Source organism: Pseudomonas fluorescens (assembly GCF_902497775.2).
Lineage (GTDB): Bacteria > Pseudomonadota > Gammaproteobacteria > Pseudomonadales > Pseudomonadaceae > Aquipseudomonas > Aquipseudomonas putida_F.
Genome location: NZ_OZ024668.1, coordinates 3,353,504 through 3,380,452, shown reverse-complemented (window position 1 = coordinate 3,380,452; position 26,949 = coordinate 3,353,504). Strand labels below are relative to the sequence as shown.

The following is a 26,949-nucleotide window of genomic DNA, read 5'->3' as shown; positions in this document are numbered from 1 at the left end:
GGTATTGCGGGCGGCCTGGACCGAGCGTTTGACCTCGGCAATGGTCGGCTGCAGTTTGTCGAGGAAGCGGTTGAACCAACCCGCCAATTCGCCCAGTTCATCGCGCTTGTCATAGGTCAGGCGGCGGGTCAGGTCGCCTTCGCCGCTGGCGATGTCCTTGAGCATGGCTGCCACGCCGAGGATCGGCCGGGTCACGGTGCGTGCCATCAGCCAGATCAGCAACAGGCCGACAATGGCCGCCAGCAGGCCCAGGCCCAGTTCCATCAGGGTCCCGCTGGTGTTGCGCTGGTCGAGCTCTTGCTTGAGGGCCTCGGCCGGGCCGGTCAGGGCGCTCTCCGGCACGTCGAGCAGTACGCCCCAGGACTTGCCGCCGGGAATCGGCGCGAACGAGGCCAACACTTTCAGGCGCTGGTTGTGGTGGATGCTGTGCAGCGGCGTGCTGTCGCCGAGCAGGCGGGTCAGCTCGGCGCCTTTTTCCGGGTCGACCTGGTCAAAGCGCTGGGCCAGTTTGCTGGCATCCGGGCTATAGCCGGCCAGCAGGCCCACGGGGCTGAGGATGCCGACCTGGGTCTGGCCCTGGTACAGATTGCGGCTGGCCTGTTGGCTCATGGCCTGCAAACTGTTGAGGTTGATGTCGATGGACAGGGTGGCGATGACCTTGTCGGCGGCCATCAGCGGGAACACGATGCTGGTCATCAGCACCTGCTGACCGTTGATCTCATAGAAGTAGGGCTCGATCACACAGACCTTGCCGGTGGTGCGCGGGCACACCGACCAAGTGTTGGCCGGTTCGCCGCTGGGGCCAATGCTGGTGTCGTTCATGTCGCGTTCTGGCAGGGCCATGGAGGTCAGCTGGCCCGGGGTCGGTTGCGACCAGTACAGGGCGAAGCGGCCTTTCTCGTTGCTGCCCAGGTCTTTCTGGTCGACGAACAGCGAGTCCTTGTTGTCCAGCGCGTTGGGTTCGAATACCAGCGACAGGCCGAGCAGGTCGGGGTTGGCCTGCAGTGCGGCGCGCACCTGGCGGGTCATGTCTTCGCGCAGGTCGAAGGCATCGAGAAAGCGCTTTTCGGCCTGCTCGCGCAGGAACAGCACCTGGCGCGAGAAGCCGGCGCCGTACTGGTAGGCATCCATGAATTGGCGACGAATGTTCAGCGCCTGGACTTCGCCCTGGGATTCAATACGCCCCTGGGCCGCTTCGGTGAGCATCTGCATGCTGCTGGCCTTGACCAATTGCGTGCTGTGCTCCATGCGGTACAGCGAGAGTCCCACCAGCAGGGTGACGATGCCGGCCAGGCACAGGCCGGCGAGCAGGGTGATCTTCCACTGAATGGAAAGTTGTCTGAACGACATGGCGAAGTCCTTAGATCCTGAAAGATTGAGGCTGCCGACTATATCGGCCGCGATGCCGTTTTCTTTATTCAAACGTTCAATTGAAATGCGTCGTTTTCGGTCAGGGAAGCGACTGATTGTCGCAGCCGGCAAACCGCGTTTTTTTGACAAGCGCGGGGGTCTGCTTCAGAGTGTGCGCCCTCCATAAAAATACCTGTCGTTCGGCCACTGCTCCCGAGCAGTCTGTCGCCGGATCGGTCGCTTTTTGTCTGGTTTCTAGAGGTCACAGAATGAATGCAGTAATTGCCGCGGTCGGCATCATGCTGGTATTGAGCCTGTCCCGCGTGCATGTGGTGATTGCCCTGATCGTCGGCGCTTTGGCCGGCGGCCTGGTCGGTGGCCTGGGTATCGAAGGCACGCTCAAGGCCTTCAACGGCGGGCTGGGTGGCGGTGCCACGGTAGCGTTGTCCTACGCTTTGCTCGGCGCCTTCGCCGTGGCTATTGCCAAGTCGGGCATGGCCCATGCACTGGCCGACCGCGCATTGGCCATGGTCGACCGTCAAGGCCATAGCGACGGCGGCAAGGTCAAGTGGCTGCTGATAGGTCTGCTGCTGGTGGTGGCGATCTCTTCGCAGAACATCCTGCCCATCCATATCGCCTTCATTCCGTTGCTGGTGCCGCCGTTGCTGTACGTGCTGACCAAGCTGCAGATGGACCGGCGCCTGGTGGCCTGCGTGATGACTTTCGGCCTGATCACCCCGTACATGTTCCTGCCGGTGGGCTTCGGCAATATCTTCCTCAATGAAATCCTGCTGGCCAACGTCAGCCGCAGCGGCGTGGATGTCAGCGGCGTCAACGTTACCCACGCCATGGCCATTCCGGCGGCGGGCATGCTCTTCGGCCTGCTGGTGGCGGTGTTCATCAGCTACCGCAACAAGCGCGTGTACGACCTGGAGAAAATCGAAAAGGTCGAACAGGTGGCGGTGCGCTACAACCCGCTGACCCTGCTGGTGGCGGGTATCGCCATTGCCGCGGCGTTCATCATCCAGCTGTGGCTGGACTCGATGATCATCGGCGCCATGGCCGGCTTTCTGATCTTCTCGGTGTCGGGCATCGTGCGCTGGAAAGACACCGACGACCTGTTTACCGAAGGCATGAAGATGATGGCCATGATCGGCTTCATCATGATTGCCGCGTCGGGCTTTGCCGAAGTGATGAAGGCTACCGGCGAGGTCAAGTCCCTGGTCGAGGCTTCGGCGGCCTGGATCAACCACAGCAAGGGCGTTGGTGCGTTGCTGATGCTGCTGGTGGGCTTACTGGTGACCATGGGGATCGGCTCGTCGTTTTCCACCGTGCCAATCCTGGCGGCGATCTTCGTGCCGCTGTGCGTGCAGTTGGGCTTTGATCCTGTCGCCACCGTGTGCATCGTCGGTACCGCTGGTGCCTTGGGTGATGCCGGCTCACCGGCGTCGGACTCGACCCTGGGGCCGACCTCTGGCCTGAACGTCGACGGCCAGCATCACCATATCTGGGACACCGTGGTGCCGACCTTCATCCACTACAACCTGCCGTTGCTGGCGTTCGGTTGGCTGGCGGCGATGATGCTCTAGGGCAGGGCAAGGGCTGAGCGCACGGCTCAGCCTTTGGCGGGCGGTGGCGAGATGCGATTGAGCACCATGTTGCCGCTCTTGTTCTGGGTCAGGTACACCGGCAGCACCTTGGGCAGGGTGCTGACCAGGCGCTTGATCTCGCTGGTGTTGTAAATGCCGCTGATGCGAATGCTGCCGGTGCCGGTATCGGCCAGCAGCAGCGGTTTGTCCAGGTAGCGGTTGATCATCGGCAGGGCCTGGGCCAGGCTCTGGTTGTCGAGGATCAGTTTGCCGTTGCGCCAGGCCAGGCTGTTGTCCTGGTTGTCGGTCTGGTCCAGACGCGGTTCATAGTCGCCGGCCCTGTAGCTGGCCTGCATGCCAGGGCCGAGGCGATAGCTGCTGTCGCTGGCGTTGCCGTCGCTGCTGACCCGTACCGATCCTTCGACCAGGGTCACCTTGACCTGATCATCATACTTCCACACGTTGAACTGGGTCCCGGTGACCCGCGTCCAGCCGTTGGCCGCGTGCACCACAAAAGGGTGCTGGCTGTCGTGGCTGACCTTGAAGAAGGCTTCGCCCTTGATCAGGGTGACCCGGCGCTCATCCTTGTAGTTGGTGTAGCGCAGTTCGGTATTGAGGTTCAGTTCGACCTCGCTGCCGTCGCTCAGCACAACGCGATTCACCCGATCACCGGTCTCCACGAACTGATAGCTGTTGGGCAGCCAGCCCTGTTCCCAGCCAATCCAGGCACCTGCCGGCAGGGCCAGCAGGATGATGGCTGCCGCCGTGGCGAAACCCTGCCAGCGGTGGCGCTGGCGTTGAGGCAAAGGCAGCACATTGTCCGGGAAGGTGCGCGGCAGATGGTCGGCGGTCTGCCAGATCTCCAACATCGCTTGATATTCCTGCAGGTGCAGCGGGTTGGCGCTCAGCCATTGTTCGAACGCGCGCCGCTCGGCGGCGGTACAGTCTTCAGCTTGCAGGCGCAGGCACCACTGCGCGGCGGCATCGGTGATGGCATCGTGTTCGGCGGCGCTGAGACTGGTGTGGTTCATTGATACTCCCGGTTTTGTCCATTCTACCTTGCAGGGTAGGTGGGCGAGAACCGAGATAATGGCGAATGACTATCATTTGTAAGTTTTTTTACCGTCAAAACCCCGTAAAACTGCGGATCTGACAATGATTACTTACAAAATCACGGACGAAAGGTAGGCCTGCGCTGCTGGCTAGCAACGCAGGCGGTTTTTCAGAACTGCGTGGCGTCCAGCTCGAACAGGGAGGCACTGCCGGCACGAATGCTCGCCTGCAGTGACAGGGTCCGTGGCAGCAGGCGTTCGAAGAAAAATCCGGCGCTGGCCAGCTTGGCGCCGTAGAACGCTGGGTCCTGAACCAGCGAATCACGGGCGACAGCCGCCATGCGTGACCACATGTAGGCGTAAGCGACGTAGCCGAACAGGTGCAAGTACTCCACAGACGCCGCGCCGATGGCATTCGGGTCGCGGCTCGCTTGCTCGCACAGCCACTGGCTGAGCTCTTGCAGCTCGCCCAGGGCCTTGAGCAGCGGCTGGTGGAAAGGCGGCTGGCTTTCGCTGAACTGGCGAACCTGCGCGGCAAAGGCGGCCAGCGCCTGGCCGCCATCGGCGACCACCTTGCGCCCGAGCAGGTCCAGGGCCTGGATACCGTTGGTGCCCTCATAGATCTGCGCAATGCGTACGTCGCGCACCAGTTGCTCCTGGCCCCATTCGCGAATGTAGCCATGGCCGCCGAATACCTGCTGGCCGAGCACACAGCTTTCCAGGCCGTTGTCGGTGAAAAAGGCCTTGGCCACCGGCGTCAGCAAGGCCACCTGGCGTTGCGCCGCGTTGCGTTCATCGGCGTCTTCGGCGTACTTGGCGATGTCCAGTTGCTGGCCGACGTAGGTGGCGAAGGCGCGTCCGCCTTCGGTGAGGGCGCGCATGGTCAGCAACATGCGCCGCACATCCGGGTGGACGATGATCGGATCGGCAATCTGTTCTTTGTTCTGGGCACCGCTGGCAGCCCGGCTTTGCAGGCGCTCGCAGGCGTAGCGGGCGGCGTTCTGGTAGGAGGCCTCGGCGCAACCGATACCCTGGATGCCGATCGACAGGCGCTCGTAGTTCATCATCGTGAACATCGCCGCCAGGCCGCGGTTCGCTTCACCGATCAGGTAGCCGCGGGCGCCGTCGAAGTTCATCACGCAGGTGGCCGAGGCCTTGATGCCCATCTTGTGCTCGAGCGAACCGCAGCTGACCGCGTTGCTGTCGCCAAGGCTGCCGTCGGCATTGACCAGGTACTTGGGCACCAGGAACAGCGAAATGCCCTTGGGCCCCGGTGGTGCATCCGGCAGCTTGGCCAGCACCAGGTGGATGATGTTTTCGGTCAGGTCCTGGTCGCCGCCGGTGATGAAGATCTTGGTGCCGCTGACGTTGTAGCTGCCATCGGCCTGAGGCTCGGCCTTGCTGCGAATGATGCCCAGGTCGGTGCCTGCGTGGGGCTCGGTCAGGCACATGGTGCCGGCCCACTGGCCGCTGTACAGCGCCGGCAGGTACAGGGCCTTGAGCGCTTCGCTGGCGTGGGCGTCGATGGCCAGGCAGCAGCCGGCGCTCAGGGCCGAGTACAGGCTGAAGCTGCAGTTGGCGGCGTAGAGCATCTCTTCGAACTGCACAGCGAGCATCTTCGGCATGCCCAGGCCGCCAAACTCCGGGTTGCCGGCCAGACCCACCCAGCCGCCGTCGCGGTAGGTCTGCCAGGCCTGACGAAAGCCGTCTGGGGTGTGTACTGCACCGGCCTCGAAGGCCACGCCCTGTTCATCGCCGCTGCGGTTGAGCGGGGCGATCAACTGGCCGGTGATTTTCGCCGCCTCTTCGAGGATGGCATCGGCGGTGTCGGCATCGACCCGCTCGGCCAGGGCGGGCAGGCGCGCCCACAGTGCCGGGCCATGGAACACTTCATGAAGGACGAAGCGCATGTCGCGCAGGGGAGCATTGAATTCAGGCATGGCAGTTCTCGCAGTCAAAGGGGTCAGAGCGCTTTGGCCCAGTCGCGCAGCAGGTACTTCTGGATCTTGCCGGTGGAGGTTTTCGGCAACTCGCTGAACACCACGGTTTTCGGTACCTTGAAGCCGGCCAGGTGCTCGCGGCAAAAGGCGATGATCTCGGCTTCGCGGGTGCCCTCGCAGCCAGCCTTGAGGGTGATGTAGGCGCAGGGGGTTTCACCCCATTTCTCGTCAGGGCGGGCAACCACGGCGGCTTCGAGCACTGCCGGGTGTTTGTACAGGGCGTCTTCGACTTCGATGGTGGAGATGTTCTCGCCGCCGGAAATGATGATGTCCTTGAGCCGGTCCTTGATCTCCACGTAGCCGTCGGCGTGCCACACCGCCAGGTCGCCGGTGTGGAACCAGCCGCCACGGAAAGCTTCGGCGGTGGCTTCGGGGTTTTTCAGGTAGCCCTTCATCACCGTGTTGCCGCGCATGAAGATTTCGCCCAGGGTGTTGCCGTCGCGTTGTACCGGCTCCAGGGTCTGCGGGTCGGCGACCATCAGGCCTTCAAGGGTCGGGTAGCGCACGCCCTGGCGTGACTTGATCCGCGCCCGTTCGGCCAGCGGTTGTTCGTCCCACTCGGCATGCCAGGCGCACACGGTCACCGGGCCATAGACTTCGGTCAGGCCATAGACGTGGGTGACCTTGATGCCCATCTCTTCCACCGCACCGATGACCTTGGCCGGCGGCGCCGCACCGGCGACCATGGCATTGACCGGGTGATCGATCGCCGCCTTGGCCGATTCGGGCATGTTGATCAGCGCGTTGAGCACAATCGGTGCACCGCACAGGTGGCTGACCTGATGCTCGCGGATCAGGGTGAGGATCTTCTGTGGGTCGACCCGGCGCAAGAACACATGGGTGCCGGCCAGGGCGGTGACGGTCCAGGGGTAGCACCAGCCGTTGCAATGGAACATCGGCAAGGTCCACAGGTACACCGGGTGGTTGCCCATGGCCCAGGTCATCTGGTTGCCCAGGGCATTGAGGTAGGCGCCGCGGTGGTGATAGACCACGCCCTTGGGGTTGCCGGTGGTGCCGGAGGTGTAGTTCAGCGAGATCGCCTGCCATTCGTCTTCGGGCCAGTGCCAGGCGAATTCGGGGTCGCCTTCGGCAAGAAACGCCTCGTAGTCCAGGTCGCTGGCCGCCTGGCCTTCGCCGTACTCCGGGTCATCGACATCGACCACCAGCGGCGGGTACTTCATCAGCGCCAGGGCCGCTTCGATGACCTTGTGGAACTCGCGGTCGGTGATCAGCACCTTGGCTTCGCCATGCTCGAGCATGAAGGCAATCGCTTCGGCATCCAGGCGCACGTTGAGGGCGTTGAGCACGGCGCCGATCATCGGCACGCCAAAGTGCGCTTCGAGCATGGCCGGAATATTCGGCAGCATCACCGCCACCGTATCGCCCTGGCCGATACCGCGCCCGGCCAGGGCGCTGGCCAGGCGGCGGGAGCGTTCGTAGGTCTGCTGCCAGTTGCGCCGGATGGCGCCATGGATCACCGCCGGGTACTGGCCATAGACGGCGGCGGTACGCTCGATGAAACTCAAGGGGCTCAAGGCAACATGATTGACAGGGGCGGGCGCCAGGCCCTGGGAGAAAATCGACATGAGGTCGTCCTGTGCAGGAGGCAGCCGCCCGTTGGCGAACTGAAACCCCCGATGGCTGATTGTTAGCTCTGTTCAGGTGGCGTGAAGGGCAGGCCCTTGCGCTGTCGCAAGTTTTACGCGAATGGCTATGGTAACTGGAAGATAGACTATAGCAATATGGTATAAATACTATAAAGGCCCTGAGGCACTGCTTTGGACACTTCCTACTCCTTGTGGCTGGCCAAGGATCCGCAACCCAGCCTGTTGCTGGATGCCGCGGCGAGCCTGCTGGCCAGCAACCCGGCGATGCAGGCCTTGCTCGGGCCCTGGCCGCAGCGTGACGTCGAGCACTGGCTGCCGAGCAACTATCGGGCCCTGGTGCGCGCCTGCCTGGAGCAAGGGCGAGCGATCAGTGAGGTTGAAGCGCAGGTGACCGGGCAGATTCTGCTCTGGACCTTCATCCCCGATGACGCCGCCCAGCAGGTGCTGGCCCGTTGTCGTGACGCCACCCTGGAACGCCAGGGAGAGCGTGATGCCAGCCAGGCCCGGCGTCTGTACCGGTTGATCACCGAGAACACCACCGACCTGATTTCCCGGCACACGCCCGATGGTAGCTTTATCGACGCTTCGCCCGCTGCGTTCCGTCTGCTGGGCTATTGGCCGGAGGAGCTGCGCGGAGTGCCGGTACAGTCGCTGTTTCACCCCCAGGATCGCCAGCAGTCGCTGGTGCAGGCGTCCCAGGCGCTGGAGCTGGACGGTTATCAGACCATGACCTGCCGGGTACGCCACCGTGACGGGCGGTACCTGTGGTTCGAGATCGCCAGCCGCGCCATCCGCGAAACCTATACTGGCGCCGTGGTGGAAATCGTCAGCGTCTCACGCGACATCAGCGTGCGAATCGAGGCCCAGGAAAACCGCCGACGCCTGGCCGAAGTGGTCGAAGCCAACACTGACCTGGTGCTGTTCAGCGACCGCGACGGCCACCTCAGCTACCTCAACCGTTCGGCGCGCCGGGCCTTGGGGTTGCAGGGGGTCGAGCCGCTTCCCGGCTTGCAGGCCTTGCTCGATCCACAGCTGCAGCAGCGCCTGCACAGTGAAGGCTGGCAGCGTGCCGAGCAGCACGGTGTGTGGCAGGTCGAGGCGCGGCTGGTGCCGCATCAGGGCGGCGCGGCTTTTCCGGTATCGCTGGTGCTGCTGGCCCATCGCGCTACCGGTGGCGAGCGCTACTACTCGTTGGTGGCCCGCGACATGACCGAGCGTGAACTGCGCGAAAGCCAGCAGCGCCGCCATCAGGACGAACTGGCCCATAGCGCCCGGCTGATTACCCTGGGCGAGTTGGCCTCGGGGATTGCCCATGAAATCAACCAGCCGCTGGCGGCGGTGGTCAATTACGCCAGTGCCAGCCAGCGTTACCTGCAAGCCGTGGAGCGCGATCCGCAGGCCGCCCAACGGGTTGCCCAAGGCTTGCAACGCATCAATGAGCAGGCGACCCATGCCGCGCAAGTGATCAAGCGCTTGCGTGCCTTCTTGCGCAAGGAGCCGCGGCGCCTGCAGGCCTTGGCGATTGTCGATGTCGTGGCGCAAGTCGTGCGTCTGTGCGACTGGGAGGCCAGCCGCGATCAGGTGAGCATCGAGCAGCGCGTGGTCGAAGGCTTGCCGGCGGTGTATGCCGACCGGGTACTGCTCGAACAGGTGCTGCTCAACCTGTTGCGCAACGCTATCGAGGCCAACCGTGAGCAGCACAACGGCCAGGCCTCGCGTATCCTGCTCAGCGCCGAGCTTGAGGCCGGTTGGCTGACGATTCGGGTCAGCGACCAGGGGCCGGGGGTGGCTGCCGAGCGCCTGGACGGCATCTTCACCCCGTTCAACACCAGCAAGGCGGATGGCCTGGGGTTGGGCTTGAGCATGAGCCGCAGCATCGTCGAAGGCTTTGGCGGCACCTTGCAGGCACAGCCCGGCGAGGCGGGCGGATTGATCTTGTGTTGTCGGCTGGCGCCGGTGGCCAACAGTGGGGAGTGATATGCAGGAACCGCGGGTGTATGTGGTCGATGATGACCAGGGCATGCTCGATTCGACCGTGTGGTTGCTCGAGTCGGTGGGCTTGCAGGCGCTGCCGTTCACCAGCGGCCAGGCGTTCCTTGATGCCTGCGACGGCCATGTGCCGGCCTGTGTGCTGCTTGATGTGCGCATGCCGGGGATGGGCGGCTTGAGTGTGCAGGAAGCGCTGCGCGCGCGCGGGCTCGAGTTACCGGTGATCTTTGTCAGCGGCCACGCCGATGTGCCGATCGTGGTGCGCGCCTTCAAGGCCGGGGCCTGCGATTTCATTGAGAAACCCTACAACGACCAGTTGCTGCTCGACAGCGTTCAGGACGCCCTCGGCCAAGCGCGCCAGGCCGGGCCGCTGGAAGCGGTGCAGGCGCGTGTCGAGAGCCTCACGCCCCGTGAACGCGATGTGTTCCTGCCGCTGGTACAGGGCTATACCAACCGGGAAATTGCCGAGCAGTTGCAGGTCAGCATCAAGACGGTCGACCTCTATCGCTCGCGGGTGATGAAGCGCATGCAGGCCGAGCATTTGCCGGCGCTGGTGGGCATGGCGATTGCCTGTGGGCTGGTGCAGCCGTTGAGTTTGCGTTGAATTCATCGCGGGTCAAGCCGAGGCGTCGCACCGCCGCTCACAGGAGCGCGCTTGCCCGCGATGGGTGTTAAGGTCTGCGGCCCAGCAACAAGCCAACCACCAGGCCAAAGCCCGCTGAAATTGCTACCGTCTGCCACGGATGGCCGCCGATGTAGTCCTGGGTGGCGTCGACCACTGGCTGCGCCTTGCTGCGCACGCCGGTGACCGCATCCCGGGCCTGTTTCAATTTCAGCCCGACTTGGGCACGCAGGGTTTCGGCTTCTTCGCCTACCAGCGCAGCGCTGTCGCTGAGCAGTTTTTCCGATTCCTCGATCAACGCCTGCAATTCGCTGAAAGCCTGATCCTTGATTTGCTCGGCATCGCTTTGCACGGTGGTTTTCTTGGCCATGGGTGCTTCCTCGTCAGTTGATGGGCATTGAACAGTGGATGCCGACGGGCTTGGAAAGTTGCAGCGGTTTGCCGAGCGTCGGCGGCTACAGTGTAAGATAGCGCCTATTTTCCAGCGGCAGGACACCCCTCATGAGTTTCAATCTGGCCAACAAGAGCTTCGCCGAACGGGCGCAGATCGAGGACGAGAAAGCACGACTGTACGAGCTCTGGCAGACCAACCTGGGCAAGGCCAAGGCCGATGCTGCGCGGATCATCGCCGAAAAGCCGCGGCGCAAGGGCAAGTGGGCCGAATGGGTACGGGCAGAACTGGACGGCATGTCGCCGCCCGAATACGCCAACATGGTCCGCAGTGAAGTCAACAAGCTGATGGCCGCGGCCAAGTAACCGTTACCAGGGCGCGCTGGCCGGTTGCGGCAGGTTGAGCCGGCCGCTGTCGCTGAAGCGCCGGGTGCCGAACGCGCCACCGGCCAGTTTGCCGCGTACCGTGTACGGCAGGCCATCGAGGCTGCGCACCTGGCTCAGGCCCACCGCCTGGCGCAGCACCGAAAACGCGGTGATGCTCACCGGCACCACCAGAACCCCTTCGCTGAAGCGGCCAATGCTGCCGCTTTGATCGCTGACACCGGCCGCCAGCGGCTGGCCGTTGACCTCAAGGTTCAGGGCGATGCCGTTATAATCGATTGCGCTTTCGTTGGGGTTCTGCACGCGGATCTTCACCGCCATGCGCAGCTCCAAGTCCTGGCCGGGCAGGGGGTCGATACCGATCACGCTGATATTCACCGGGTCGCGGGGCTGGAGCAGGGCGCAGGCGCTCAAGCCGCCAATCAACAGCAGGGCGAGGCACAGGCGTAGGAATCGGGTCACGGGTACAGCTCCAAGCAGGAGAACAGCCCCGAGTGTGGCAAATGCACAGCGGCGTTGAAAGTGCTGTACGTTATGAAAGATACTTGTTCTCATTAACGCCCGCTAATTCCTCTTACTGGCACCCACTCTCTCCATGTTGACGTCTCCCGTGTCCGGGCTGCTGGCAAGCTTCCAGGAACATTACGATGACCTGCTGCTGTTCCTCACCCGGCGCATGAGCGACCGGCAGCGGGCCGCCGACGTCGCCCAGGAAACCTACCTCAAGCTGGTCAAGATCGAGCAGCAGGACCTGCCGGTGCTGCATGCGCGCAGCTTCATCTTTCGCGTGGCCGGCAACCTGGCCATCGATACCCTGCGCCGCGAGCAGCGCATGAGCAGCAATCTTGACGACAGCGACGCGGCGCGCCAGGTGCCGTGCCCGGCGCCGGCGCCGGAAGCGGCGTTGCTGGCCAGTGAACGTCTGGAATTGCTCGATGAGGCCTTGCTGCAACTGTCCGTCAATGCCCGCCAGGCGTTGCTGCTCAACCGCGTCGAAGGCCTGACCCAGGCGCAGATTGCACAACGGCTGGGCGTTTCCGAGAGCATGGTGGCAAAATACATCGGCCAGGCCCTGCGCCATTGCCGCGACTGGCTCAAACACAACCATGACTGATGCCTACGCCATGCCAGCGCCGCAACCGATCAGCGATTTGTCCGATGATGCCCTCGACTGGCAGGTGCTGTTGCATTCGGGCAACGCCAGCGCCAACGATCGGCAACGCTACCAGCGCTGGTGCGCGCTCAGCCCGGCCCATGCCGAGGCCGCGAGCGAAGCCGAGGCACTGTGGGCCGACCTAGGGCAGACTCGGACGGCGGCTGAAGTCAAAGCAGCTGCGCCACGTCGGCCGCGCTGGGGATCGGCCCTGGCCGCCTCGCTGGTGCTGGCGCTGGTCGGCTACGGCGGCCTGCAGCAGGCGCCGGCGTTGCTGGCCGACTACCACACCGGCATTGGTCAGCAACAGCGCATCACCCTGGCCGATGGCTCGCAGGTCACCCTCAACAGTGGCAGTGCCTTGTCGGTGGACTTCAACCGTGGCGAGCGTCGCGTTGTGCTCAAGGCGGGAGAGGCCTTGTTCGAGCCGGCTGCCGATCCGCGGCCATTCGTGGTCGATGCCGGGGCAGAACCCGTACAGGGCAGCGCTGCGGTGTTCAGCGTACGCCGTGACGGTGCGCGCAATCGTGTGGTGGTTGCCCAGGGCCAGGCGCGGGTCGGTGAGCAGTTGCTTGAGACCTCGCCCGATGCCCGGGCGCAAACCGCCTGGCAACGCGGCAAGCTGATCTTCAACGGCAAGCCACTGCGTGAGGTGCTGGCCGAACTTGAACGCTATCAGCACGGGCGCATCGTGCTGTCGGATCAGCAACTGGCGGCACTGCAGGTCAGCGGGGTGTTTGACCTGAACGACCCTGAAGGGTTGTTGCGCACCCTTGAGCAGCGGTATGCGCTGAAGGTCACCTATTTGCCGTGGTTGGCCGTGGTGTACTGACTGACCCGCGATAGCAGCACCACTGGAAAAATATTTTTAAATTCCCACTGCAAGTTCTTCCCCGCCCAATCGTCGTAGTGAGACTGATCAGCAATCCATTCTCATTTACAACTATTTGCCTGGAAGAAAACAGTGAAGGGTCCGCTCAAGCCAATCGCCCGTTCCACCGGTTATTTCAAACACGCTCTGCTGGCCTCGACCGCCGTTGCCGCGCTGCTCGGCACCCTGCAGGTGCATGCCGCCGACGCAGTAACCGCCGCCAGCACCCAGCAGGAACGCGAAGTATCCCTGGAGCTGCCAGCGCAGAACCTTGACCAGGCCTTGACCGCCTTCGCCGACCAGGCGGGCCTGCACCTGCTGTTTACCAGCCAGGACGTTGCCGGCCGGCAAAGCCCGGCGCTCAATGGCCGCTACAGCATTGCCCAGGCCTTGCAGAGCCTGCTGGCCGGCAGCGGCATGAGCTGGCAGTTCAGCGAGCAGAACACGGTGATCCTGCGCAAGAGCGCGGCGGCGCAAAGCGTCAGCCTCAAGCCCATTGAGGTCAGTGTCGCCTCGCGTACCAGCACCTCGATCAGCGAAATCCCCGGCACCGTCTGGGTGGTCGACCAGCAGCAGCTCAACGAGCAGATCAATAGCGGCGTCAGCCTCAAGGAAGCCATCGGCAAGCTGGTACCGGGCCTGGACCTGGCGCCGGAAGGGCGCACCAACTACGGCCAGAACATGCGCGGGCGCAACGTGCTGGTGATGATCGACGGCGTCAGCCAGAACAGCTCACGCGGCTTGTCGCGCCAGTTCGACAGCATCTCGCCGTTCAACGTCGAGCGCGTCGAGGTGCTCTCCGGGGCCAGCGCCATCTACGGCGGCGGTGCCACCGGCGGGATCATCAACATCGTCACCAAGAAGGGCGAATCGGGGCCGGCGCGCTTTGAAACCCAGCTGGGCGCCAGCAGCGGCTTCAACAACAGCGACGACCTGTCGACCCGCATCGCCCAGTCGATCAGTGGCGGCAACGAGCGGGTCAATGCCCGCCTGGGCGTGTCTGCCGAGCAGAACGAAGCCTTCTACGACGGCGCCGGCGACCAGATCTTCATCGACAACACTCAGACCGACCTGCAGTACAACCGCACCATCGACGTACTCGGCAGCCTGGGCCTGCAATTCAACGACGAGCAGAGCCTCGACCTGCTGGCCCAGTACTACGACTCGGGCAACCACGGCAGCACCGGCATCTATTTCCCCAACCTGAACCACAACGCCCCGTCGGACCTGGAAGACGCCGAGCTGCGCGGTGGTTACTCCACCGACCTTGAGCCGCGCACCAAGCGTCTGCTGCTCAACGCCAACTACCACCACAGCGATGTGCTCGGCCAGGACTTCTACCTGCAGGCCTCGTACCGCAAGGAAGACGACAACTTCTACCCGTTTGCGTATTACAACGCCGGCAAACCGGCGGGCTCCAAGGGCGTGTACTTTGCCGCGTCGCAGCAGAACTTCGAGGTCAGCAGCCTCAAGGCGCTGTTCGCCAAGCAGTGGGACAGCCTCAAGCTGACCTACGGCGTGGACCTGGACCGCGAGCGTTTCAACGCCGACCAGACCACCTTCGATGCCCTGACGTCATCCGAAAGCGGCGGCCTGGACCTGGATGAAGCCAGCAAGGCGGCGCGCTACCCCAGCTACCGGGTCGATGGCATCTCTGCCTACGCCCAGCTGGACTGGAAGGCGACCGATAACCTGAGCGTTTCCGGTGGCGCCCGTCGCCAGCAGATGGACGTCGATGTCGGCGACTTCAAGAACGTGCCCGGCGGCAACAACGACTACCAGGTCAACCTGTTCAACCTTGGCGCCATCTACGACTTCAAGAACGGTCACCAGCTGTGGAGCAACTACGGCGAAGGTTTCGACCTGCCGGACCCGGCCAAGTACTACGGCAAGCCGGGCCTGAGCGTCGAAGACAACCCGCTGGCCGGGATCAAGAGCCGCCAGGTGGAACTGGGCTGGCGCTACGCCGACCTGGACTGGGACGCTCAGGCGGCGGTGTACTACATCTGGTCGGACAAGATCATCACCACCGACATGGCTACTTTGACCATCAACGTCGAAGAACAGAAGAGCCGCGACTTCGGCTTTGAAGGCGCATTGACCCGCCACTTCGAAAGCGGCTGGGAAGCTGGTAGCACCCTGCACCTGGTGCGCTCGGAGGAGGAAGACAAAGACGGCGACTGGATCAAGCGCGATGCCCGTTATGCATCGCTGTCCAAGTCCACCGCCTTCGTCGGCTGGAAGGGCGATGGCCGCAGCGCGCGCCTGCAGGCCAACCACGCCTTCACCCTCAAGGACGATGCCGATCACAAGATCAGCGGCTACACCACCTTCGACCTGCTGGGCAGTCAGGACACCGGTTTCGGCACGTTCAGCGCCGGCATCCAGAACCTTCTCGACAAGCAGTACAGCACCGTCTGGGGCCAGCGCGCGACGCTGTTCTACTCGCCGACCTATGGCCCGGCCTACCTCTATGACTACCAGGGCCGTGGTCGCACCTACACCCTGACCTGGTCGCTGGCCTACTGAGTCAGGCGAAGGCTGCCAGCAGGTCGGCTGCAAAGGCCTGCTCGGCATCACTGGGCACCTGGGCGCGGTGGCGCACCAGCACGAACGGCACGGCGAAATCCAGTGCCGGGTCCAGGCCCTGCAACAGGCCGCGCTCGACCCAGGGCTCGGCATAGTGGCAGGGCAGGTAACCGATGTGCCGACCGGAGAGGATGAAGGTCAGGGCGCCTTCGACCTGCTCGGAGCGGGCGGCGCCACTGGTGCCGTCAAAGGGCTCCTGGCGGCTCTGGAAACGGTAGGGGTGTTCGACCTGGTCGGCTTGCTGCAAGGCCTCCAGGCTGACCTCAGCTTGGCCGGCCAGCGGATGGTGGCTGGCGCAGTACAGGCGCTGGCTTTCTTCGAACAACGGCGTGTAATCGAACGCCGCCTGCTTGCCGGAAAAATAGCCGATGGCCAGGTCCAGGCGCTGCTGCAACAGTTGGCGCTCAAGGTCGGCCGGCATGGCGCTGACCAGCTCCAGGCGCACCGACTCGTCACGCTGGCGAAACCGCTCGATGGCCCGCGCCAGGCGCAAGGTCACGGTGCTCTCCTGAGCTTCGGAAATGCCGATGCGCACCTCACCGAGCAAACGCCCGGCCACACCATTGGCCTGATGACGAAACGCCTCGATCTGCACCAGCAGTTCGCGGGTGGCCTTGAGCAGCACTTCGCCCTTGGCGGTCAGGCGAAAGCCGCCCTTGCCGCGGCTGCACAGGCGATAACCCAGGCGGGTTTCCAGACGCGCCATCTGCTGGCTGATGCTCGGCTGGCTCAGGCCCAGTACGCCCTGGGCGGCACTGAAGCCGCCGGCCTCGACTACAGTGACGAACAGCCGCAGCAGGTGCAGGTCGAGGTCGTGCAGTTGTCCCAGCATCAAACATTGCTCCTGATGAATGTCAGGTTAATTGACTTGCCATTTTAGTAATGTAACCCGGCAGGCATGCTGGCGGCATCCACTGACTAAGGTGCCCGACATGCGTACATCCCTGTGGTTGTTATCCCTGATCCTGGCCCTGCCGGTGCAGGCTGAGGAAAAAGTCCTCAATCTGTACAGCTGGGCCGATTATGTCGCCCCTGAAACCTTGCAGCGTTTCGAAAAGGAAACTGGCTACAAGGTGCGCTATGACACCTTCGACACCACCGAAGTCCTGGAAACCAAGTTGCTCACCGGTGGCAGTGGCTATGACGTGGTGGTGCCATCCTCCAGCCTGCTGGCCCGGGCCCTGGCTGCCGGCGCCTTGCAACCGCTGCAGGCCCAGGCCATGCCCGGCTACGACAACCTCGACAAGGACCTGCTGGCCAAGCTGGCCGAGGTCGACCCCGGCAATCAGTACGCGGTGCCCTATACCTGGGGCACCCTGGGCCTGGGCATGAACCTTGAGGCAGTGCGCCAGCGGCTCGGCGATGTACCGCTGGACAGCCTCGACCTGCTGTTCAAGCCCGAATACGCCAGCAAGCTCAAGGATTGCGGGATTGCCATGTCCGACTCGCCCCAGGAGGTCATCGGCGTCGCCCTGCATTACCTCGGCAAGGATCCCTACAGCCGTGACAAGGACGACTTGGCGGCAGCCCAGGCGCTGCTCAAGCAACTGCAGCCATCGATCAGCTATGTCGCCAACGGCCGGCAGATCAGCGACCTGGCCAACGGCAGCGTGTGCCTGGCCCTGACCTACAACGGTGACGCGGCCATGGCCGCCGATCAGGCGCAGAAGGCCGGCAAGCCGTACCAGGTGATCTATCGCATTCCGCGCGAAGGCACGCTGATTTGGCAGGACAACCTGGTCATGCCCAAGGACGCGCCGCACCCGGACGCCGCCCGCGCCTTCATTGCCTTCATGTTGCGCCCTGACTCGGTGGCGCCGCTGACCAACACGCTGTTCTTCGCCACTGCCAACCAGGCGGCCACGCCCCTGGTGGACGAGGCGGTGCGCAGTGACCCGGACATCTACCCCACGGCCCAAGTGCGCGCGCGGCTGTTTGCCGACCGCAGCATGAGCCTGGCCGATATGCGCCAGCGCACTCGCCTGTGGACCACCTTCCGTAGCCGCCAATAACAACACACCAGGAGCCCGACCATGGACCTCGCCCCCGACAACGACCAGGCCATCACTCGCGACAGCCTCTACGGCACCATCGCCGAAAACACCTTTGCCGGTATCACCAGCTTCTCGCGCCGGCGCTACAGCCGCGACCTGCGCGGTGTCGACGTGGTGGTCAGCGGCGTGCCGTTCGACACCGCCACCAGCAACCGCCCTGGCGCACGCTTCGGCCCGCGGGCGATTCGTGCCGCCTCGGTGCAGCAGGCCTGGGCCCGGCACTGGCCGTGGGAATTCGACCCCTTCGATCATCTGGCGGTGATCGATTACGGCGACTGCAACTTCGACTACGGCAGCCCGCACAGCGTGCCCGGGAGCATCCAGGCCCATGCCGAGCAGATTCTCGAGGCCGGCTGCGCCATGCTTACCCTGGGCGGCGACCACTTCATCAGCTACCCGCTGCTCAAGGCCCATGCGCGCAAACACGGAGCGCTGGCGCTGGTCCACTTCGATGCCCACAGCGACACCTGGCCGGACGAGGAGGGCCAGCGTGTCGATCACGGCACGATGTTCTGGCATGCCGCCCGCGAAGGCCTGGTGGACCCGGCGCGCTCGGTGCAGATCGGCCTGCGCACCACCCATGACGATACCCAGGGCTTTGCCGTGCTCGACGCCCGTCAGGTGCATCAACGCGGTACCCAGGCGATCATCGAGGCGATTCGCCAGCGGGTCGGCGATCAGCCGGTGTACCTGACCTTCGATATCGACTGCCTGGACCCGGCGTACGCGCCCGGCACCGGCACTCCGGTGTGTGGCGGGCTGACCACGGTGCAGGCCCTGGAGATTCTCGGCGGGTTGCGCGGTATCAACCTGGTGGGCATGGACCTGGTGGAAGTTGCGCCGGCTTACGATCATGCCGATATCACCGCCCTGGCTGGCGCCACCCTGGCCATGGAAATGCTTTGCCTGTATGCCGCGCGGCACAAGGTCGATGGCTGATCCGGTAACAAAATGAATCACCTGCGCGGCAAATCGAGGTTTCCCGGCGAACCTGTCGCGCCTTAGGCTATCCAACGCTTGGGCGCGCTGGTTTTCGGCGTCGTGTGGTGCCGGAGGTGAATACCATGAACCGATCACTGTCGGGCCTAGCCATGGCCCTGTTGTTGAGCTCGCCGCTGCAGGCTGCGCCCGTGGCCGGGCCGTTGCAGTTGGCGGCCAGCAACAACAACCCCTACAACAGCCCGATCATGCGCGCCAACCCCAACAGCCGCCAGGGCAGCGTGCCGGCCACGCCGCCCGTGCGCGGCCCGTCGACCCAGCCCAATCCGCGTCCGCCGACCCTGGATAATCGCGGCATCGGCAATGGCGAAAACATCCGCCGCGAACAGACCACCCCGCGCCTGGAACCCACCCGGCCGCCGCGCGCACCTGCGCCCTGAGCAACAGGCCCTCCCTGGAAGGAATCGTTGATGTCCCCACGCACCTGGCTACCTACCCTGATGACCGCGGCGCTGCTGCCGCTGCTGGCCCACGCCGCACCCGAGCGCGATTTCAAGAGCGAGGAGGGCAGCGTCAAGGTCAGTACCCTCGCCGAAGGCTTGCGCAACCCCTGGGCCCTGGCGTTCTTGCCGGACGGCCAGGGCATCCTGGTCACCGAGCGCGCCGGCAACCTGCGCATCGTCAGCCCCGAAGGCAAAGTCGGGCCGCCCCTGGGCGGCGTCCCTGAGGTCTGGGCCCAGGGCCAGGGTGGTTTGCTCGATGTGGTGCTGTCGCCGACCTTCAAGCAGGACCGCATGGTCTACCTGTCCTATGCCGAAGGCGGCGGCGAAGGCGGCACGGCGGGTACCGCCGTGGGCCGCGGGCGCTTGTCGGCCGACAACGCCAAGCTTGAAGACTTCAACGTGATCTTCCGCCAGCAGCCCAAGCTCTCCAGCGGCAACCATTTTGGTTCGCGCCTGGTGTTCGACCGCGACGGTTATCTGTTCATCGCCCTGGGCGAGAACAACCAGCGCCCGACCTCGCAGGACCTCGACAAGCTGCAGGGCAAGGTGGTGCGCATTCTGCCCGACGGCACAGTGCCCAAGGACAACCCGTTCGTCGGGCGCGACAACGTGCGCCCTGAAATCTGGTCGTTCGGCCATCGCAACCAGCAGGGTGCGGCGCTCAACCCCTGGACCGGCGAGCTGTGGACCCACGAACACGGGCCCCGTGGCGGCGACGAGATCAACCTCCCGAAACCCGGCAAGAACTATGGCTGGCCGATCGCTACCCACGGCATCAACTATTCGCTGATGCCGATTCCGGAGGCTCAGGGCGAGCATGTCGATGGCATGATCGACCCGCACCATGTCTGGGAAAAATCCCCGGCCATCAGCGGCATGGCGTTCTACGACAACCCGCGCTTCAAGCCTTGGGATCACAGCCTGTTCATCGGCGCGCTGGCGGCGCAGGAGCTGATTCGCCTGGAGCTCAATGGCGACAAAGTAGTGCATGAAGAACGCCTGCTCGGCGAGCTCAAGGCGCGGATTCGCGATGTGCGGGTAGGGCCGGACGGCTATCTGTACCTGCTGACCGATGAGAGTGGCGGTGCGCTGCTCAAAGTCGGGCTGGATCTGTAGAGACGTTGTGGGAGCGGGCCTTGCCCCGCGATCGAGCGCGCAGCGGTCGTATCTCAGACAACATCCGATGTGCTGACTGTACTTGCCTCATCGCGGGGCAAGCCCGCTCCTACCAATGGTGGTACCACTTGCCCCGCGATGCCCCCCGCCGCAGAATGCCCCTTTTGCGACGGACGCCGCGCATGTCCTGCTTCACCGAACAGTCCCCCCTGACCCTCTACCAGCAGGCCATTGCCAGCGAAGGCTTTGTCAGCGACCCGGCCCAGTTGCAGGCCGCCACTGCCCTGCAAACCTGTTTCGAGGCCCTGCAGCGCGGTGAAACCCCACGGGGTGTCTACCTCTGGGGGCCAGTGGGGCGCGGCAAGACCTGGCTCATGGATCAGTTCCATGCCTGTCTGCAGGTACCGGCCCGGCGCCAGCATTTTCACCACTTCATGCGCTGGGTGCATCAGCGCCTGTTCCAGCTCAATGGCACTGCCGAGCCCCTGCAGGCCCTGGCCTTGTCCCTGGCCGAAGAAATCCGCGTGCTGTGTTTTGACGAGCTGTTCGTCAACGACATCGGCGATGCGATCATTCTCGGCGGCCTGTTCCGGGTGCTGTTCGAGGCCGGGGTGGTGATCGTTGCCACCTCCAACCAGCCGCCCGAGCAGCTCTACAGCGACGGTTTCAACCGCGAGCGCTTCCTGCCGGCAATTGCCGCCATCGCGCAGCATATGCAGGTGGTCGCCGTCGCAGGCGAGCAGGACCATCGCCTGCACCCCGGCGCGGCCCAGCAACGCTACTGGGTACGCGACCACGGCCAGCCCGGCGCCCTTGCGCAAGTATTTGCCCAGTTACGCGGTGAGCAAGCGAGCACTGATCAGCCGTTGCAGATCGGCTCGCGTCGCTTGAACGTGGTGCAACGCTGCGACAGCGTGCTCTGGTGCCGCTACGCCGACCTCTGCGAACAACCCTTCGCCGCCATGGATTTCATGGCCCTGTGCGACAGCTTCCAGGCCATCCTGCTCGGCGAGGTACCAGCACTCGGCGCCCGCCAGCGCCCGGCGAAGATCGCCCGTGGCACCGAGGACGGCGCCCAGCGGGTGGTGGCCGGCGACCGCGAACTGCCGCAGCTGTCGGTGCACGATGACAGCGTGCGGCGCTTCATCGCCTTGGTCGATGAATGCTACGACCGTCGGATCGCCTTGTACCTGGAGGCCGAGGTACCCCTGGAAGCGCTCTACACTCAAGGGTATCTGGAGTTCCCGTTCCGGCGTACGCTCAGCCGCTTGCGGGAGATGCAACTGCAACGCTTTTGCTGAGGAGTCGATCATGGCCGAGCCTCTTTCGCACCACCTGCTGACCATGGCCTACCACAACGGTTGGGCCAACCACAGGGTGTACAAGGCCTGCAGGCAACTGAGCCAGGATGAGTTCGTCGCCCCACGGGCGAGTTTCTTCCCGTCGATCAAGGCCACCCTCAACCATATCCTCACGGTCGACTGGTTCTACCTGCAAGCCCTGGAGTGCGAGCAGCGCGGCGAAGCGCCCGACCCCGATAGCGAGCGTTTCTTCGAGCCCGAGGAGCCTTACGCCACCTGTCTGCAACTGCACGCCGAACAGCTGCAGGCCGATCACCGGCTGATTGCCTACTGCCGCCAGCTGCGCGACGACCAGTTACGCCGCTACGTGAGCATCGTGCGCCCCGACTGGGTGCAGCGAGAGCAACGCCTGCGCCTGCTGTCGCACCTGTTCGAGCACCAGATCCACCACCGCGGCCAGGTGCATGCAATGCTCAGCGACACCTCGGTGCGCCCGCCACAGCTGGATGAGTTTTTCTGTGAGGAGCAAGCGCACCTGCGTGCCCAGGATTTTGCCGAGCTGGGCTGGAGCGAGGCGCAGATCTGGGGGCACTAGTGCTGCATCCAACCCAGGGTAAGCAACGCCAGCACCAGGTAACGGCCGGCTTTGGCGACAGTGACCAGGAGCAAAAAGCGCCAGAACGGCTCGCGCATGATCCCGGCAATCAGCGTCAACGGGTCGCCGATCACTGGCATCCAGCTCAGCAGCAGTGACCACTGGCCATAGCGCTGGTAGCGGCGCTGGGCCTTTTCCAGTTGCTCTGTCTTGAACGCAAACCAGCGCTTGTCGCGCAGGTGCTCGATGCCACGCCCCAGCAGCCAGTTGACGATCGAACCCAGCACGTTGCCTGCGGTGGCGATCAGCAACAGGCTGACCACGGCGTCAGGCTGGCGTAGCAGCAAACCGATCAACACCGCTTCCGATTGCAGCGGCAGCAAGGTCGCTGCGCCGAAGGCGCTGAGAAACAGCGCCCAATAACTGAGCATCAGCGGCGGATCAGTAGTTGGCGACCACTTCGTCCTGGCCCTCGGCGGTCAAACCGATGACCTGATAGGCGTCCTTGTGGTCACCCATTTCCATGCCCGGCGAGCCCATGGGCATGCCCGGTACGGCCAGGCCCTTGAGGTCGGGACGCTTGGCCAACAGCTTGATCTGTTCGGCCGGTACATGGCCTTCGACGAATTTGCCGTCGATCACCCCGGTATGACACGAGGCCAGGCGCGGAGCGACGCCCAGGCGCTGCTTGACCGCGCTCATGTTCGGCTCGACATGGTCGTTGACCGTGTAGCCGTTGTCTTGCAGGTGCTTGATCCACTCCTTGCAGCAGCCGCAGTTGGGGTCACGGTACACATCGATGGTCTGCCCGGCCTGGGCCAGAGTGCTCAGGGCCAGCAGGCCGAAGGCGACGATTTTCTTGCTCAGCATGTACTTCTCCACTTCTAGAAACGCAGGCGAACCCCGGCGACCAGGCGGGTCTGGCCGATATCGCCGTGCTCATCACGGATTTGCTCGGCGTTGTTGCCGTAGGCCCGATTGAAGCTGATGCCCAGGTAAGGGGCAAAGCCGCGGGTGATTTCGTAGCGCAGGCGCAGGCCGATCTCGCTGTCGGCAAGGCCGCTGCCCTGGTCCCGGGTCGCGTCGTTACGGCCGTAGAAATTGGCCTCCAGCGATGGTTCGAGGATCCAGCGATTGCTCAGCAGGATAGCGTAACTGCTCTCCAGGCGCAGCGCGGTTTGCTCGCGTTCGCCAGCATACAGGGTGGCTTCCAGCTCCAGCCCGTACAGTGGCGTGCCCTGGATGCCGAAGGCGGCCCAGGTCTGGCCGCTGGCCGGCTTGAAGTCCTGGCGCAGGCCACCGACCAGTTCCCACCAGGGGCTGATGGCATGCCCCCAGAGCGCCTGCAGTTCGGCCTTGTGGGTCACGCCCTGTTCGCGCTCGCCTTCAGTGCGCAACCACAGGCGGTCGATATCGCCGCCGATCCAGGCGTTGGCGTCCCACTTCAGGGCGCTGCTGCTGTCGAAGTTCTGGTACTCCAGTTGCTCGACCGTCATTGCCCAGTTGGTCTGCCGGTCGTGGACCTGATGACCGGGCAGCGGCGGGAAGGCCGCCTGGCGGTCGGCGTCGGTAATCGGGCGCAGCGGCGTGCGTGGCGAGTTGGGCGCGATGCTGTGCTTCATACCCTGGTGATTCATGGCTCCGTGGCCCATGGCGGCATGATCCATGATTTCGGCACGCGCCTCTTCACTGGCCAGCAAGGCCAGTAGGGCGAAGCCGCCGAGCAGCGGGCGCAAGATGGGCTCATTCATCGACGCGTACCTCGCGGAACATACCCATCTCCATGTGATAGAGCAGGTGGCAGTGATAGGCCCAGCGCCCCAGGGCGTCGGCGCTGACCCGGTAGCTGCGGCGGCTGCCTGGCGGGATGTCGAGGGTGTGCTTGCGCACCTGGAAACGCCCGTGTTCGTCTTCCAGGTCACTCCACAGGCCATGCAGGTGGATCGGGTGGGCCATCATCGTGTCGTTGACCAGGGTGATGCGCAAGCGCTCGCCGTAGGTCAGGCGCAGTGGCTCGGCGTCGGAGAACTTGATGCCGTTGAACGACCAGGCGAAGCGCTCCATGTGCCCGGTCAGGTGCAGTTCGATCTCCCGTGACGGCTCGCGGCCATCGGGGTCGGCGAAGGTGCTTTTCAGGTCGGCATAGGTCAGCACCCGGCGGCCGTTGTTGCGCAGGCCAATGCCCGGGTCGGCGAGGTTGGGCTTGGGGTTCATGGTCTGCATGTCGACCAGCGGGTTGGCGCTTTCGCTGGCTGGGTGCTGCTGCATGCCAGCCATCTTCGAGTGGTCCATACCGGCCATCTGGCTGTGGTCCATGCCGCCCATGCCCGCCATGGCGCCGTGGCCCATGTCGGCCATGCTCAGGATCGGTCGCGGGTCCGGCTCCGGCACCTCGGCGCTCAGCCCGTTGCTACGTGCCAGGGTGCCACGGGCGTAGCCTGTGCGGTCCATGCTCTGCGCATACAGGGTGTAGGCGGGCAGGTCGCCGACCCGCACCAGCACGTCATAGGTTTCGGCCACGGCGATGCGCAACTCGTCGACTTCGACCGGCTGCACGGGCTGGCCATCGGCGGCGATGACCGTGAGTTTCAGGCCCGGGATGCGAAAATCGAAGTAGCTCATGGCCGAGCCGTTGATCAGGCGCAGGCGCACGCTGTCGCCGGGCTGGAACAGGCAGGTGAAGTTGCCGTCCGGCGGCTGGCCGTTGAGCAGGTAGGTGTAGGTGGCGGCGCTGATGTCGGCAAGGTCGGTGGGGCTCATGCGCATGGCGGCCCAGGCCTTGCGTTCGGTAATGGTTTGCTGCCAGCCGTTGCTGGCGACATCGTCGATGAAGTCGCCGACGGTGCGCTTGTGGTAGTTGAAGGCGTCCGACTGTTTTTTCAGGGTCGCCATCAGCTCAAAGGGGGCCTGGTCGCTCCAGTCGCTGAGCAACAGTACGTAGTCGCGCTGATAGCGATGGGCTTCAGGCTCTTTGGGTTCGATGACGATCGCCCCGTAGACCCCGGCCTGCTCCTGCAAGCCGGAATGGCTGTGGTACCAGTAGGTGCCGTGCTGCTCCAGGGTAAAGCGGTAGAGGTACTCGCCACCGGCTTCGATGCCGGCAAAGCTCAGGCCCGGTACGCCATCCATGTTGGCCGGGAGGATGATCCCGTGCCAGTGCAGCGAGGTCGGCTCGCTCAGGCGGTTGCGCACCCGCAAGGTTACGGTGTCGCCTTCACGCCAGCGCAGGGTCGGGCCGGGCAGGCTGTTGTTGATGGTCAGCGCCGTGCGCGGGCGGCCGGTGAGGTTCACCGGGGTCTGACCGATGAACAGCTCGAAGTGCTCGCCGCTCAGTTCATTGGCCAACACGGGGGGCGCGGCAAACGCCGGCAGGCGCCAGAGGCCGAGGCCGGCCAGGGCGCTGCCGGCGGCGAAGCCCTTGACGAAGGTGCGACGGGTCGGGTGTCGAAGCATGGGTGCCATTCCAGGGGCGGGGATGGCACGACCTTAGCCAGCGCTGACTGTCAGCAAACTGAGCAGTGGATTACAGATTTGTCAGCTGGCCATGGGGGCAAGGCTTCACTTGTGGCTGCGGGCCGGTATACTCCGCGCCGCACGGAGCCCACCATTTTGAAGGAACAGCGATTCATGCAGGCAATCAAGGCCTATTTCAAACGCCACGGCCACGGCCCGTTCAAGCTCGGCGACGGGCGTATCAGCGGCTACATCTCGGCCACCCTGGGGCTGCTCAGCCTGCTGGCGGTGCTGTGCTTCCTGTTTCCGCAGTGGCTGACCTTTGCCGAGTTTCGCAAGGTCTACAGCGTGCACTTTGCCCGCACCGTGCTGCTGATCGGGCTGATCCTGGCTTTTGCCCTGGGCACCCTGAACATCCTCCTCAACAAGCGCAAGCGCCTGGGCTTTACCGGCATCAGCGCGGCAGGGCTGGCGATGTTTCTCGGCGGCACCAACATCCAGACCGAAACCATCGGCCAGACCCCGTACTCGCTGGGCCTGGACTGGTTCGTGCTGGCGCTGCTGGTGTCGGCGGTGATCTTCATCCCGCTGGAAAAACTCTACGCCAAGGATCCGCAGCAGAACATCCTGCGCCCGCACTGGCGTACCGACCTCAGCTACTTTTTCGTCAGCCACATGCTGGTGCAGTTCATCCTCATCTTCGTCACCGCCTCGTCCAGCTGGCTGGCCGGCTGGGTGGTCTCCGATACCTTGCAGGCCAAGGTGCAAAGCCTGCCGATCGTGGTGCAGTTTCTGCTCGCGGTGTTTGTCGCCGACCTCGGCCAGTACTGGCTGCACCGCCTGTATCACGTGGTGCCGTGGATGTGGCGTTTTCATGCAGTGCATCACTCGAGCACGCACATGGACTGGCTGGCCGGTTCGCGCATCCACTTCTGCGAGATCCTTCTGACCCGTACCGGGGTGCTGGCGCCGCTGATCCTGCTGGGTTTCTCGCCCCAGGCGATGAACGCCTATGTGATCCTGGTCGGCGTGCAGGCAGTGCTGGCCCATGCCAACGTGCGCATCGACGGCGGCTGGCTCAACTACCTGCTGGTGCTGCCGCGCTATCACCACTGGCATCACGCCCGGCACAAGGATTACATCTACAAGAACTACGCGATCCACACGCCGCTGGTGGACATGCTGTTCGGCACCTTCAAGCTGCCGCCCAAGGAATGGCCGGCGCGTTACGGCGTGTTCGGCAAGGACTTGCCTGAAGGCATCGTGCGCCAGCACCTGTACCCGCTGCGCAAAGCCGAGCCCAAGGCGCCAGTACCGCCACCGGCTGCCTGAAGCGGCTTTGTACCCGGCCCCTGACTGCGTTAGCCTTGAGGGGTCAACGTCATTGGGGCC

General features: G+C 64.1%; 23 protein-coding genes and 2 pseudogenes. 14 read left to right on the top strand and 11 right to left on the bottom strand.

What is annotated here, in order from left to right:
• Positions 1-60 precede the first annotated feature (60 nt).
• A pseudogene (locus tag F8N82_RS27630) lies at positions 61-1,029 on the bottom strand (HAMP domain-containing protein); the annotation flags it as partial.
• A 590-nt stretch (positions 1,030-1,619) separates the two neighbouring features.
• On the opposite strand from F8N82_RS27630, the gene F8N82_RS15500 reads away from it, so the two are divergent.
• On the top strand, positions 1,620-2,939 hold the full coding sequence (locus tag F8N82_RS15500; RefSeq protein WP_038996104.1) for a Na+/H+ antiporter family protein: 1,320 nt from the start codon (positions 1,620-1,622) through the stop codon (positions 2,937-2,939).
• A gap of 26 nt (positions 2,940-2,965) precedes the next feature.
• Here the strand turns inward: F8N82_RS15500 and F8N82_RS15495 are convergent, their stop codons facing one another.
• The 3 genes from F8N82_RS15495 to F8N82_RS15485 form a co-directional block, all read right to left on the bottom strand.
• Positions 2,966-3,970 carry a FecR family protein gene (locus F8N82_RS15495; protein ID WP_038996102.1) on the bottom strand — a complete coding sequence of 335 codons (1,005 nt, stop codon included), beginning with the start codon at positions 3,968-3,970 and terminating at the stop codon, positions 2,966-2,968.
• Positions 3,971-4,161: 191 nt separating this feature from the next.
• Complete coding sequence (locus F8N82_RS15490) at positions 4,162-5,931, bottom strand: acyl-CoA dehydrogenase C-terminal domain-containing protein (RefSeq protein ID WP_038996101.1); 1,770 nt, start codon at positions 5,929-5,931, stop codon at positions 4,162-4,164.
• 23 nt (positions 5,932-5,954) lie between these two features.
• A complete protein-coding gene (locus tag F8N82_RS15485; RefSeq protein WP_038996100.1) occupies positions 5,955-7,577 on the bottom strand; it encodes an acyl-CoA synthetase in 1,623 nt (540 codons plus the stop codon).
• Between the two features lie 192 nt (positions 7,578-7,769).
• On the opposite strand from F8N82_RS15485, the gene F8N82_RS15480 reads away from it, so the two are divergent.
• Together F8N82_RS15480 and F8N82_RS15475 are read left to right on the top strand one after the other, a co-directional pair.
• Complete coding sequence (locus F8N82_RS15480) at positions 7,770-9,575, top strand: PAS domain-containing sensor histidine kinase (protein ID WP_052251543.1); 1,806 nt, start codon at positions 7,770-7,772, stop codon at positions 9,573-9,575.
• Position 9,576: 1 nt separating this feature from the next.
• On the top strand, positions 9,577-10,191 hold the full coding sequence (locus tag F8N82_RS15475; RefSeq protein WP_038996099.1) for a response regulator transcription factor: 615 nt from the start codon (positions 9,577-9,579) through the stop codon (positions 10,189-10,191).
• Between the two features lie 67 nt (positions 10,192-10,258).
• On the opposite strand, the gene F8N82_RS15470 is transcribed toward F8N82_RS15475, so the two are convergent.
• Positions 10,259-10,579 carry a DUF883 family protein gene (locus F8N82_RS15470; RefSeq protein WP_038996097.1) on the bottom strand — a complete coding sequence of 107 codons (321 nt, stop codon included), beginning with the start codon at positions 10,577-10,579 and terminating at the stop codon, positions 10,259-10,261.
• 131 nt (positions 10,580-10,710) lie between these two features.
• On the opposite strand from F8N82_RS15470, the gene F8N82_RS15465 reads away from it, so the two are divergent.
• Positions 10,711-10,965 (top strand): hypothetical protein, encoded by a 255-nt coding sequence (locus F8N82_RS15465; RefSeq protein ID WP_038996096.1) that lies wholly within the window; start codon positions 10,711-10,713, stop codon positions 10,963-10,965.
• 3 nt (positions 10,966-10,968) lie between these two features.
• Here F8N82_RS15465 and F8N82_RS15460 read toward each other — a convergent pair whose 3' ends face one another.
• Positions 10,969-11,445, bottom strand: coding sequence for an LEA type 2 family protein (locus F8N82_RS15460; RefSeq protein ID WP_038996094.1), 477 nt, complete (start codon positions 11,443-11,445; stop codon positions 10,969-10,971).
• A 133-nt stretch (positions 11,446-11,578) separates the two neighbouring features.
• Between F8N82_RS15460 and F8N82_RS15455 the strand changes: the two are divergent.
• The 3 genes and pseudogenes from F8N82_RS15455 to F8N82_RS15445 all read left to right on the top strand — a co-directional run.
• A pseudogene (locus tag F8N82_RS15455) lies at positions 11,579-12,082 on the top strand (RNA polymerase sigma factor); the annotation flags it as partial.
• A gap of 7 nt (positions 12,083-12,089) precedes the next feature.
• On the top strand, positions 12,090-12,968 hold the full coding sequence (locus tag F8N82_RS15450) for a FecR family protein (protein WP_038996092.1): 879 nt from the start codon (positions 12,090-12,092) through the stop codon (positions 12,966-12,968).
• 132 nt (positions 12,969-13,100) lie between these two features.
• Positions 13,101-15,536, top strand: a complete 2,436-nt coding sequence (locus F8N82_RS15445; protein ID WP_038996091.1) for a TonB-dependent siderophore receptor — start codon at positions 13,101-13,103, stop codon at positions 15,534-15,536.
• 1 nt (position 15,537) lies between these two features.
• Here the strand turns inward: F8N82_RS15445 and F8N82_RS15440 are convergent, their stop codons facing one another.
• The gene (locus F8N82_RS15440; protein WP_038996090.1) at positions 15,538-16,428 is read right to left on the bottom strand and encodes a LysR family transcriptional regulator; all 891 of its coding nucleotides are present in this window, start codon (positions 16,426-16,428) and stop codon (positions 15,538-15,540) included.
• A 100-nt stretch (positions 16,429-16,528) separates the two neighbouring features.
• Here F8N82_RS15440 and F8N82_RS15435 point away from each other — a divergent pair, with 100 nt between their 5' ends.
• The 6 genes from F8N82_RS15435 to F8N82_RS15410 all read left to right on the top strand — a co-directional run bounded on the left by F8N82_RS15435 (position 16,529) and on the right by F8N82_RS15410 (position 22,104).
• Entirely contained in the window at positions 16,529-17,608 is a 1,080-nt protein-coding gene (locus tag F8N82_RS15435) for an extracellular solute-binding protein (protein ID WP_038996089.1), read from the top strand.
• Positions 17,609-17,629: 21 nt separating this feature from the next.
• Positions 17,630-18,589 (top strand): agmatinase, encoded by a 960-nt coding sequence (gene speB, locus F8N82_RS15430; protein ID WP_038996088.1) that lies wholly within the window; start codon positions 17,630-17,632, stop codon positions 18,587-18,589.
• 125 nt (positions 18,590-18,714) lie between these two features.
• Entirely contained in the window at positions 18,715-19,029 is a 315-nt protein-coding gene (locus F8N82_RS15425) for a hypothetical protein (RefSeq protein WP_038996087.1), read from the top strand.
• Positions 19,030-19,059: 30 nt separating this feature from the next.
• Positions 19,060-20,208, top strand: coding sequence for a PQQ-dependent sugar dehydrogenase (locus F8N82_RS15420; RefSeq protein WP_038996086.1), 1,149 nt, complete (start codon positions 19,060-19,062; stop codon positions 20,206-20,208).
• Positions 20,209-20,390: 182 nt separating this feature from the next.
• Positions 20,391-21,509 carry a cell division protein ZapE gene (gene zapE / locus F8N82_RS15415; RefSeq protein ID WP_038996085.1) on the top strand — a complete coding sequence of 373 codons (1,119 nt, stop codon included), beginning with the start codon at positions 20,391-20,393 and terminating at the stop codon, positions 21,507-21,509.
• Positions 21,510-21,519: 10 nt separating this feature from the next.
• On the top strand, positions 21,520-22,104 hold the full coding sequence (locus F8N82_RS15410) for a DinB family protein (protein ID WP_038996084.1): 585 nt from the start codon (positions 21,520-21,522) through the stop codon (positions 22,102-22,104).
• Here the strand turns inward: F8N82_RS15410 and F8N82_RS15405 are convergent.
• The 4 genes from F8N82_RS15405 to F8N82_RS15390 are packed head-to-tail and all read right to left on the bottom strand — an operon-like array spanning position 22,101 to position 25,557.
• Complete coding sequence (locus F8N82_RS15405) at positions 22,101-22,535, bottom strand: YqaA family protein (protein WP_038996083.1); 435 nt, start codon at positions 22,533-22,535, stop codon at positions 22,101-22,103. The genes F8N82_RS15410 and F8N82_RS15405 overlap by 4 nt on opposite strands.
• Positions 22,536-22,545: 10 nt before the next feature.
• Entirely contained in the window at positions 22,546-22,974 is a 429-nt protein-coding gene (locus F8N82_RS15400; protein ID WP_038996082.1) for a DUF411 domain-containing protein, read from the bottom strand.
• A 14-nt stretch (positions 22,975-22,988) separates the two neighbouring features.
• Complete coding sequence (locus tag F8N82_RS15395; protein WP_038996081.1) at positions 22,989-23,855, bottom strand: copper resistance protein B; 867 nt, start codon at positions 23,853-23,855, stop codon at positions 22,989-22,991.
• The gene (locus F8N82_RS15390) at positions 23,848-25,557 is read right to left on the bottom strand and encodes a copper resistance system multicopper oxidase (RefSeq protein ID WP_038996080.1); all 1,710 of its coding nucleotides are present in this window, start codon (positions 25,555-25,557) and stop codon (positions 23,848-23,850) included. Before F8N82_RS15390 ends, F8N82_RS15395 begins: the two co-directional genes overlap by 8 nt.
• 174 nt (positions 25,558-25,731) lie before the next feature.
• Between F8N82_RS15390 and F8N82_RS15385 the strand changes: the two genes are divergently transcribed.
• Complete coding sequence (locus F8N82_RS15385) at positions 25,732-26,889, top strand: sterol desaturase family protein (RefSeq protein WP_038996079.1); 1,158 nt, start codon at positions 25,732-25,734, stop codon at positions 26,887-26,889.
• Positions 26,890-26,949: the final 60 nt, after the last annotated feature.